The following is a 10,072-nucleotide window of genomic DNA, read 5'->3' as shown; positions in this document are numbered from 1 at the left end:
GATGCCAAGAGCTTCAAGGATGGCAGGCAGGTGGCCGCCTGGCTGGGGCTGGTACCGCGCCAGCATTCCAGCGGGGGCAAACAAAACCTGCTGGGCATCAGCAAACGGGGCGACACCTATCTGCGCACCCTGCTGATCCACGGAGCGCGCTCGGTGATCTACCACGCCCAGAACAAAGCTGCGGACAATCCGCAGTGCTGCTGGATCAATGGTGTGGTGCAGCGGCGCAACAAGAACGTGGCGGCGGTGGCACTGGCAAACAAGAATGCCCGCATCGTGTGGGCCTTGCTGGCGCACGAGCGCAGCTATGAGCCAGGCTACGTGCGAGAGCAGGCCTGAGCCACAAAAACCGAGGCAAGAAAGAAGGGCAGGAGAAAACCACCGATTGCTCAAGCAATCATGAAGTGATGGCAAGACAGGTCAGACCGTGGTGGATGCAATCCGATAAGAGCGTGGCACTTCGAGTGCGCTAAACCGATAGGACATTCACCAGCGAATTCCATCAGGGACCGTGGCTCGCGCCACAGAAAGTCCGGATATACGGGTGCAATCTTTACCGTCTTGACTTCAGTGAGTGAGGGCTTGGCTTATTCGGGGCGTCCATATAAGGCTCTTAGAGACGAACACACCAAGGAACCGCCATGAAAAAGCCCGCTTCCGCCCTGCTCTGCTCGCTGCTGGGCGCCCTCGCCGCTTCGACCGCCATCGCGGGCGACGTGGCTCTGGGAGAAAAGCTCTTCCACGACACCAAGCTCTCCACCAACGGCATGAGCTGCGCGAGCTGCGACGCCAACCACGGCGCGTTCCAGACGAGTTTCATCAAGCCCTACCCCACACGGTCGCCATGGCCCGGGACCAGTTCGACCGCAAGACCGTCCATCTCGACGAAGTCGTCCAGGACTGCATGATCATGCCGATGGCCGCCAAGCCGCTGCCTTGGGACTCCAAGGAGCTGGCCGCCTTGACGGCCTACCCCGCGTCGCTGCAAAAAACCTTCAAACCATCCAAGTAACCTCCAAGGAGATTCCCATGAAGTTCGCCCAGGCCACCGCCATCCTCGCCCTGACCGCCGTCGCATCGATCGCCGCGGCCGGCGAGATCAAGCACTACACCCAAGCCGAGTTCGACAAGCTCACCCACGACGGCAAGCCTGTCGTGGTCAACGTCAGCGCCACCTGGTGCCCGACCTGCAAGGCCCAGAAGCCCATCGTCGAGAGCCTCATGAAGCAGCCCGCCTACAAGGACGTCACCGTGCTGGCCGTGGACTTCGACTCCGAGAAGCCCACGCTGCGCAAGTTCAAGGTGTCCATGCAGAGCACCCTGGTCGCGTTCAAGGGCACGAAGGAAGTGGGCCGCTCGACCGGCGACACGACGCCCGAAGGCATCGAGGGCTTGATCAGGAAGACGGTCCAGTGATGGAATTCGGGCTCGGCTCCTACGGCTTCGGGTTCCTGGCGGGAGTGCTCTCGACGCTCTCGCCCTGCGTGCTGCCCATCATCCCCGTCCTGCTGGGGACCGCGGCCAACACCCACCCGCGCGCGCCGCTGGCCCTGGCCGGCGGGCTTGCCCTCTCCTACGCCGTGATCGGCTCGGGCCTGGCGTGGGTGGGATCCGCCCTGAACATCGACCCGGGTATCTTCCGCGGCATCGGAGCGGCGATCCTGGGCCTTCTGGGCCTCGTGCTGGTCTCAGGCCAACTCCAGCAGCGCTTCGCCTCGGCCACCTCCGGCATCGGCAACGCGGGGCACCACCTCATTTCCCGCATGAGCCTCGACGGGCTCAAGGGCCAGTTCGCGATCGGGCTCGCGCTCGGGGTGGCGTGGAGCCCCTGCGTCGGGCCGACGCTGGGCGCCGCCGTCGTGCTTGCGAGCCAGGGCTCCCAGCTCCCCCAGGTGGCCCTGATGATGGGCGTCTTTGGCATCGGCGCCGCGCTTCCCGTCGTGGCGCTGGCCTACGTGGGCCGCGGAATGATGGCGCGGATGCGCGGCAGCCTCGTGCAGGCGGGCAAGGTCGGCAAGACGCTCATGGGCGTCATCATGATTGCCTTGGCCGCGATGATCCTGTCCGGGGCGGACAAGCCGATGGAAACCTGGCTGGTGGATCATTCACCGGCCTGGCTCACGCAATTGACCACTCGTTTCTAACCCTGATTCTCTAGGATCATTATGGCCATCAAAGCAGCAACCTTCGACACGGGCGGCACCGTCCTGGACTGGCATTCGGGCATTCGCGACGCACTGGCCGAGGCGGGGCGCGCGCATGGCATGGATCGCGACTGGGGCGCGCTGGCCAACCAGTATCGACGCCTGGCGATGAAGGGCATCGTCGGCCAAGCGCAACCCGCGTTCAACATGGACGATGTCCACGTTCGCGCGCTGGACGAGCTCCTCGAGGCCCAGGGCCTGGCCATGTTCTCGCCGGCTGACCGGGTCCGGATCGCGACCGCCTGGCACAGGCTTTCGACCTGGCGAGATTTCGCCGCACCCTTGCGCGAGATTCGCAAGAGCATCCCCGCGGTCTCCTTCACCATGCTTCCGCTGTCGCTGGTGGTGGATGTGTCGCGGCGCAACGGCATCGACTGGGACGCCGTCATCTCCTGCGAAGCCATCGGCTACTACAAGCCCGACCCCAGGGCCTATCGGCAAGCGGCCAGGTGGCTCGCGATGGAGCCTTGCGACATCCTGATGGTGGCTTGCCACAACTTCGACCTCAACGCGGCGCGCGCGTGCGGCTTCAAGACCGCCTTCGTCCGCAGGCCCGAAGAGTGGGGTTGCGAGCCCCCGCCGGACCCGACTCCGCATCCCGATTGCGACTACGTCTTCGACACATTTGACGAGCTTGCCGAGGCTGTGCGCGCCATCGCGCCCCCGAAAGCAAAGCCCGGTCCGTCTTGACAAATTGCCTGAAGACAAGTTTGCTGACCTCCAACCCATCCAAAGGAAATCCAATGACGGTCATTGAGAGCGCAGCCAAGCATGCGACGCGAGCCGCCTGAGGGAACCGCTCTCGTGAGCGACCCCTTGGACCGGCTCCTCTCGCAGTTCGCTCTGCGCGCGGGGGTGTTCTACACGGGCAACATCTGCGGCCTGCACGATTTCGAGCGCGACGAGCAGCGGGGCCACCTGCATGTGGTCAGGCGCGGCCCGGTCAAGCTGGCGAACGCGGGAAAGGCCGACGTATTCATCGAGCGGCCCTCGCTGATTTACCTGCCGCGCCCCGAGCGGCACCGCCTGGTGGCCAACGAGCGCGAAGGCGCCGACGTCGTCTGCGCCACGGTGCTGACCGGCGCGGGAGGGCGCAACCCGATCTCCGACGCTCTTCCCGACCTTGTGCTCATTGAGCTCGGCAACTTCCCCGGGATCGAGCCGATCCTGGACCTGATGTTCTCCGAAGCGTTCGGCGCGGGCAGCGGTCGCCAAGCCGTGCTCGACCGGCTCTGCGAAGTGCTGACGATTCGCATGCTGAGGCATTGCATTGAACGGGGGAAAATATCGGGCGGCGCTCTCGCGGGATTGGCCGACCCCAGGCTTGCCAAGGCCCTGGACGCCATTCATCAGAGCCCCTCGCAGGCTTGGGACTTGTTGTCCCTGGCAACCCAAGCCGGCATGTCGCGGGCGCGGTTCGCCGAGCACTTCCGGATCGTCACCGGCGCCACGCCCGCCGATTACCTCTCGTCCTGGCGGCTGATGCTCGCGCAGCGCTTGTTGTCCAAAGGCGTTCCCGCCAAGGCCGCAGCCTTGGATGTCGGCTACGGGAGTTCCAGCGCCCTGCATCGCGCCTTTTTGCGCAAGTTCGGCCAATCGCCTTCGGAGTGGCTCAAACAGCGTGTGATGGCGGACTGACGCGGCTGAGGTGGTTCGGCGGAACGGCCGGGCATCCGATCGAGACGCTCGGTCAACGTAGTTGACCCATCTCCTTCTAGGATAAGTCGAGTCCATCGCGAACCCCTCTGCGATGGCCCACCATCCCCAGGAGAAAACCGATGGCCTATCTCAAGACGCTGACTTCCGTCGTCCATGCCCAAGCGCAAGGACCCCAAAAGGAGATCCTCGACACCGCCCTCAAGCAGGTCGGCTTCATCCCCAACATGTATGCCAACATGGCGAATGCCCCGGCCGTCCTGGACACCTACCTGAGCGGCTACGGCAAGTTCAGGGGCGAGTCGGGCTTCACGCCGGCCGAGCAGGAGGTCGTGTTCCTCGCCGTGAGCCTGGTCAACGGCTGCGCCTACTGTGCTGCCGCGCACAGCATGATTGCCGACAAGGTCTCCGGCGTCCCCGGCCCGGTCCTGGAAGCGATCCGCCAAGGCCAGCCGATCCCCGACGCCAGGCTCACCGCCCTGTTCGAGCTGACCCAGGAGATGGTTCGCACGAATGGCACGCCGTCGCGCGCCAGGCTCGACGCGTTCCTGCAAGCGGGCTTTTCCGAGAACCAGATCCTCTACATCGTCCTGGCCGTGGCCGTGAAGGTCCTGAGCAACTATTCCAACCACGCCTTCGGCACGCAGGTCGACGAGCGCTTCGCCGCTTACCAGCTCGCCTGAGCGCCCGGCCGGCCCCTGCCCCGTCCGAAAAAGGCGGGGCCCTCGACGAGAACGCCCCCGCGATCAAGAGCCGGCTGCATCGCGCGCGGGAATTGGTGCGGGAGTATCTTCTGGGGGGAGGCGGCGAACCCGCCGCGCAACCGAAGATCAAGGCCGGGGGCAAGGCATGAGTTGGCCTGCCATCGCAATCCTCGCCGCCGTTGCCCTACTCGCTTCCGGGCAGGCGCTGATGTGGTTTCGCGCAAAGCGAAGCGTTGGCCGGCCCGCGCACGACACCTGCGCAATCGACGGCCCAGCCTCGGGGGATTCGCGGCGGCTGTATTACTTCTTCTCGGAGAGCTGCAGGCCTTGCCGGGCGATGAAGCCGGCGGTCGAAAAGCTGCGCGAGACCCATCGCAACCGGATCCCCGTCGACATTGCGCAGCGCATCGATCTGGCCAGGAAATTCGCAGTCACCGGAACGCCCAGCTTTGTTGGGGTTGAGGGAGACACCGTCCAGGAGGTTCTGCTCGGGGGCCAGACCGAACGAAAACTTTCGCGGCTGCTCAGCGGCGAAGACGGCGTAGCATGAGCGACCACATGCAAACTCGCTCCGTCCTCACGTGCCCTTTGTGCGGCCACCAAGCCGAGCTGGAAATGCCCGTCGACGCTTGCCAGTTCTTCCATGAATGCGGCGCGTGCCACTCTGTCCTTCGGCCTCTTCCTGGCGATTGCTGCGTCTTTTGCAGCTACGGGTCGGTCAAGTGCCCTCCGATGCAACCCCCAGAGACAGGCGGGCCCGCGGGGGCTGGCGGCGGCTGCGGTTGAGCTCCCGCGGCGCGAAGCGCCGCTCGACTCCGACGGGCAGGCCACTAGGCTGCGGCGTCTGGCCCGCATGGTGACCGCCCGAAAGGAGGGGAAGTGCGTCCACTACCACTTGGTCGGGCCAGACATAGCCTCCCTGTGGGTCGCGATGCGCGAAGCCGCCGAAGAGCATCTAGTGGAGCTGCGCGCAGCCGTGGAAGGCTTCTCGGCGGCTCCAAACACGCTCGAAGGCCGCAGCCGCGAGGAGCTGATTGGACAAGCCGAGCGCGGGGAGGTCGTCCTGATCGATGTGCGCCCGCGCTCGGAGTTCGAGGCGGCCCACTTGCCGTTCGCCAGGTCCATGCCGCTTGAAGAAGTCGCGGCCCGAATCGCAGAGCTGTCCTCGCGCCATTGGAGGCTTCGGCACTCGTCCCCGCGCAGCCCCCTGAGCAGAGGTCCCCGGCCATGCCGAGCGTGAGTTCAAAGACCTCGATCTCGTCGGCGATGCGGTTGGGGTTGGTCCCATGCTTGACGGCCAATGCGGCCTTCTCGCCAGCATTGTCCCTCGCCTTGACAAGCGGCATGGGTATTCCGGGTCCCCGTTGACCCCAGGCTAGCTCCATATCGATCTTGAGTTGCTGGCCTCGGACCATCTTCTCGACCACCTCTACCGATGCCCTGGCCCCACCCGGACAGTGAATCCGGGCGGAGCCTTTCGGCTGGTGTCATAGACGAGATAATCAGGACCATCGGTCGGCTGCCACTGTTCGAATTTCAACCCAGCCTTGGGCCTCTTCATCAGAGACGCCTTCTGACAAGGTCTTCGGTCAGTTCAAGCTTCATGGCATCCCTTTCAGGGAGCTTGGCGGTTGAGCTCGGCTGCTCCCGCCAGGGTTGCCCCGATGCGGGGGTGCAATGAGAACTTGGCGGCAAACTTGACAGATCCACGTGGCTTGTTAGAGGCGCAACGCAGGACAACATGGCTTGATAGGAAAAGATGGACTTACCCTCTGAAAACATGGAAGAAAAGGCAGTTTCCCAGAGGGGAAGGCCCAGGCTTGCGAGCGATCTGAGCGGTCACACCCCCATGATGGCCCAGTACCTGTCCCTCAAGGCCGGGTACCCCGACACGCTGCTGTTTTACCGCATGGGCGATTTCTACGAGGTCTTCTGGCAAGACGCCGAGAAGGCCGCACGCCTGCTCGACATCACGCTCACGCAGCGCGGCCAATCGGGCGGCCAGCCGGTGACCATGGCGGGCGTGCCCTTCCATGCGCTGGAAAACTACCTGGCCCGGCTGATCAGGATGGGCGAGTCGGTGGCCATTGCCGAGCAGGTGGGCGAGGTGGGCGCGGCCAAGGGGCCGGTGGAGCGCAAGGTGGTGCGCGTGGTCACCCCCGGCACGCTGACCGACACCGAGCTGCTGTCTGACAAATCCGAATCGCTGCTGCTGGCCGTGCACCAGGCGCCGCGCGCGCGCTGCGGGCTGGCGTGGCTGAGCGTGACGCAGGGCCGCGTCTTCCTGGCCGAATGCGCGCACGACGAACTGGGCGCCTGGCTGGCCCGCATTGCGCCCAGCGAACTGATCTACAGCGCCGGCGTGACCGAGCGGTTTGAACAGCAACTGCAGGTGCTGCGCCAGGGGGGTGCCTTCACCTGCCCCATGAGCCCCCGGCCGGACTGGCAGTTTGACAGCGCTTTGGGTGAACGCAAGCTGCTCGAACACCTGGGCGCCGCCAGCCTGCAGGCCTGGAGCGCGCAGGACCTGGCCCAGGCCCATGCCGCCGCTGCTGCGCTGCTGCAATACGCCGAACACACCCAGGGCCGCACGCTCACGCATGTGCACAGCGTGCAGGTGCAGCGCGGCGACGACCTGATCGACCTGCCCGCCAGCACGCGCCGCAACCTCGAACTCGTCAAGACCCTGCGCGGCGAGGACGCGCCCACGCTGTTCTCGCTGATCGACACCTGCATGACCGGCATGGGCAGCCGCCTGCTCAAGACCTGGCTGCTGGAGCCGCAGCGCGACCGCGCCGAAGCCCGCCAGCGCCTGGCCGCCACCACCGCGCTGCGCGGCGACGGCAGCGCCACCCATGCGCCCTGGCAGGCCCTGCGCGAACAGCTCAAGGGCGTGAGCGACGTGGAACGCATCACCGCCCGCACCGCCCTGCGCCAGGTGCGCCCGCGCGAACTGGTGGGTTTGGGCAAAACGCTACAGAAAGCAGCGCTTCTGGCGCAGAATGGGCGAGCACCAGAGCCTTATCTGGCCCAAATTTTCAGCCACCTGCAACCGCCCGCGGGCTGCACGGAGCTGCTGCGCCGCGCCATCGACGAGGAACCCGCCGCGCTGGTGCGCGACGGCGGCGTGATCGCCAGCGGCTTCGATGCCGAGCTGGACGAACTGCGCGCCATCCAGAGCAACTGCGACACCTTCCTGCTCGACCTGGAAACGCGCGAGAAGGCCCGCACCGGTATTCCCAATTTGCGCGTGCAGTTCAACAAGGTGCACGGCTTTTATATCGAGGTCACTGGCAGCCACCTCGACAAGGTGCCCGACGACTACCGCCGCCGCCAGACGCTGAAGAACGCCGAGCGCTTCATCACGCCCGAGCTCAAGGCGTTTGAAGACAAGGCCCTGTCGGCCAACGAGCGCGCGCTGGCGCGCGAAAAATGGCTGTACGAGCAGGTGCTGGACCAGCTCCAGCCCCACATCCCGCAGCTCACCCGCCTGGCGCATGCGCTGGCCACGCTCGATGTGCTGTGCGCGCTGGCCGAGCGCTCGCTCACGCTGAACTGGTGCGCCCCGCAGTTCGTGCCCGAGCCCTGCATCGAGATCGAGGCCGGCCGCCACCCCGTGGTCGAGGCGCGCCTGGCCGAGACATCGAGCGGCGCCTTCATCGCCAACCACACGCGCCTGAACGCCAACACCCGCATGCAGGTCATCACCGGCCCCAACATGGGCGGCAAATCGACCTACATGCGGCAGGTGGCGCTGATAGCTCTGCTGGCCAGCATGGGCAGCCATGTGCCCGCCGCGAGCTGCCGCCTGGGGCCGATTGACGCCATCCACACGCGCATTGGCGCGGCCGACGACCTGGCCAACGCGCAGTCCACCTTCATGCTGGAGATGACCGAGGCCGCGCAGATACTGCACGCCGCCACGCCCCACAGCCTGGTGCTGATGGACGAGATCGGCCGCGGCACCAGCACGTTTGACGGCCTGGCCCTGGCCAGCGGCATTGCCACCCACCTGCACGACAAGACCCGCGCCTTCACGCTGTTCGCCACGCACTACTTCGAGCTGACCGAGTTGCCCGCCAAGGCCCGCCATGCCATCAACATGCATGTGGCCGCCGCCGAGGCCGGCACCGACATCGTGTTGCTGCACGAACTGCAGCCCGGCCCGGCCAGCCGCAGCTACGGCATCCAGGTGGCCAAACTGGCCGGCGTGCCCGCCCCGGTGCTGCACCATGCGCGCCATGCGTTGGCCGCGCTGGAGGAGCGGGCGGGCGAAGACGAATTGCAGGTGGACCTGTTCGCCACCCCCGCTGCCCCCGAAAGCGCTGGCGCCAGCCCGGTCGAAGCGGCCCTGGCCGGCATCCACCCCGACCAGCTCAGCCCGCGCGAGGCGCTGGATGCGCTGTACCAGCTTAAAAAGCTGGCGGGGCAGTGATGCACGGCACAAGCGCTAGGAGTCGCCTGCAAAGACGGATTCAAATCGCCGTGCAACGATTACGATATATACGCCATTAGCTATATATTAAATAGCATTCGTTCACCATCTTTTCGTCGGCGGCAGCGGTGGTTCAGGCGCGTTGCTGCGCGGCACTACACTCGGTGCCTTTCCTCTTTCTCGCACTCCCATGACGTATTGCGTCGCCATCAAACTCAATGCCGGGCTGGTGTTCCTGTCCGATTCACGCACCAACGCCGGACTGGACCAGATCAGCTCTTTTCGCAAGATGATGGTCTATGAAAAGGCAGGCGATCGCTTCATGGTGCTGCTGTCGGCGGGCAACCTGAGCATTTCGCAGTCGGTGCGCGAGATCTTGCAGACCACGCAGATCAAGGATGACGCAGACGGCGAGTCCGTCACCATCTGGAACGCCAAGAGCATGTTCGACGCCGCCCGCGTGCTGGGCGCCGCCGTGCGCCATGTGCACGAGCGCGATGGCGCGGCGCTCAAGCGTTCGGGGGTGGACTTCAACGTATCGATGGTGTTTGGCGGTCAGATCCAGGGCGAGGGCATGCGCCTGTTCCAGGTGTATTCGGCGGGCAACTTCATTGAATCGACCGCCGAGACGCCGTATTTCCAGGTGGGCGAGTCGAAATATGGCAAGCCGGTGCTCGACCGCGTGCTGACGCCCGAAACGCCGCTGGACGAGGCTGCCAAGTGCGCACTGGTGTCGATGGACAGCACGCTCAAGTCCAACCTCTCGGTGGGCCTGCCCATGGACCTGGTGGTGTACGAGGCCGACCGGCTCACCACCGACAAGATCGTGTGCATTGACGAGCACAACCCCTACTTTCGCATGCTGCATGACAGCTGGGGGCAGAAGCTGCGCGCGGTGTTCGACAGCATCGAGGACCCGGCCTGGGATGGCCGCTCGACCGCTACCCCCATTCTGGTGAACCCGGCGCGCAGCAGGCCGCTCAAGAAGATCACCAACTTCCGCGAAAAGCTGATCTGATTCCATTTCTGAACCATCCGAGCCGTTGTTGCTTCGCGCACGCGAATGCTCTGGA

Annotated in this window: 12 protein-coding genes; all 12 read left to right on the top strand. The window is 65.2% G+C overall.

Annotation, left to right across the window (positions count from 1 at the left end; genetic code table 11):
* A partial coding sequence (locus AC1Q5S_RS15320; RefSeq protein ID WP_492239052.1) for a transposase occupies positions 1-339 on the top strand: 339 nt, incomplete at its 5' end.
* Between the two features lie 302 nt (positions 340-641).
* Positions 642-908 carry a cytochrome c peroxidase gene (locus AC1Q5S_RS15315; RefSeq protein WP_422205941.1) on the top strand — a complete coding sequence of 89 codons (267 nt, stop codon included), beginning with the start codon at positions 642-644 and terminating at the stop codon, positions 906-908.
* A gap of 121 nt (positions 909-1,029) precedes the next feature.
* Entirely contained in the window at positions 1,030-1,416 is a 387-nt protein-coding gene (locus AC1Q5S_RS15310; protein WP_422205943.1) for a thioredoxin family protein, read from the top strand.
* Positions 1,416-2,144 (top strand): cytochrome c biogenesis CcdA family protein, encoded by a 729-nt coding sequence (locus tag AC1Q5S_RS15305; RefSeq protein WP_422205945.1) that lies wholly within the window; start codon positions 1,416-1,418, stop codon positions 2,142-2,144. The genes AC1Q5S_RS15310 and AC1Q5S_RS15305 overlap by 1 nt, the downstream gene beginning before the upstream one ends.
* Positions 2,145-2,165: 21 nt before the next feature.
* Complete coding sequence (locus AC1Q5S_RS15300; RefSeq protein ID WP_422205947.1) at positions 2,166-2,894, top strand: HAD-IA family hydrolase; 729 nt, start codon at positions 2,166-2,168, stop codon at positions 2,892-2,894.
* 114 nt (positions 2,895-3,008) lie between these two features.
* A complete protein-coding gene (locus tag AC1Q5S_RS15295; RefSeq protein ID WP_422205949.1) occupies positions 3,009-3,842 on the top strand; it encodes a cupin domain-containing protein in 834 nt (277 codons plus the stop codon).
* 140 nt (positions 3,843-3,982) lie between these two features.
* Positions 3,983-4,543, top strand: coding sequence for a carboxymuconolactone decarboxylase family protein (locus tag AC1Q5S_RS15290; RefSeq protein ID WP_422205951.1), 561 nt, complete (start codon positions 3,983-3,985; stop codon positions 4,541-4,543).
* A gap of 166 nt (positions 4,544-4,709) precedes the next feature.
* Positions 4,710-5,114, top strand: a complete 405-nt coding sequence (locus AC1Q5S_RS15285) for a thioredoxin family protein (RefSeq protein WP_422205953.1) — start codon at positions 4,710-4,712, stop codon at positions 5,112-5,114.
* A gap of 8 nt (positions 5,115-5,122) precedes the next feature.
* The gene (locus AC1Q5S_RS15280) at positions 5,123-5,350 is read left to right on the top strand and encodes a GDCCVxC domain-containing (seleno)protein (RefSeq protein ID WP_303836598.1); all 228 of its coding nucleotides are present in this window, start codon (positions 5,123-5,125) and stop codon (positions 5,348-5,350) included.
* Positions 5,351-5,417: 67 nt separating this feature from the next.
* Entirely contained in the window at positions 5,418-5,804 is a 387-nt protein-coding gene (locus AC1Q5S_RS15275; RefSeq protein WP_492239051.1) for a rhodanese-like domain-containing protein, read from the top strand.
* Positions 5,805-6,413: 609 nt separating this feature from the next.
* On the top strand, positions 6,414-8,999 hold the full coding sequence (mutS, locus tag AC1Q5S_RS15270) for a DNA mismatch repair protein MutS (protein WP_303836565.1): 2,586 nt from the start codon (positions 6,414-6,416) through the stop codon (positions 8,997-8,999).
* A 190-nt stretch (positions 9,000-9,189) separates the two neighbouring features.
* Entirely contained in the window at positions 9,190-10,017 is an 828-nt protein-coding gene (locus AC1Q5S_RS15265) for a proteasome-type protease (protein WP_303836567.1), read from the top strand.
* Positions 10,018-10,072 lie beyond the last annotated feature (55 nt).

This window comes from Acidovorax sp. GW835-FHT14B10 (genome assembly GCF_058793725.1).
This window is presented reverse-complemented; position numbering and strand designations above follow the sequence as displayed.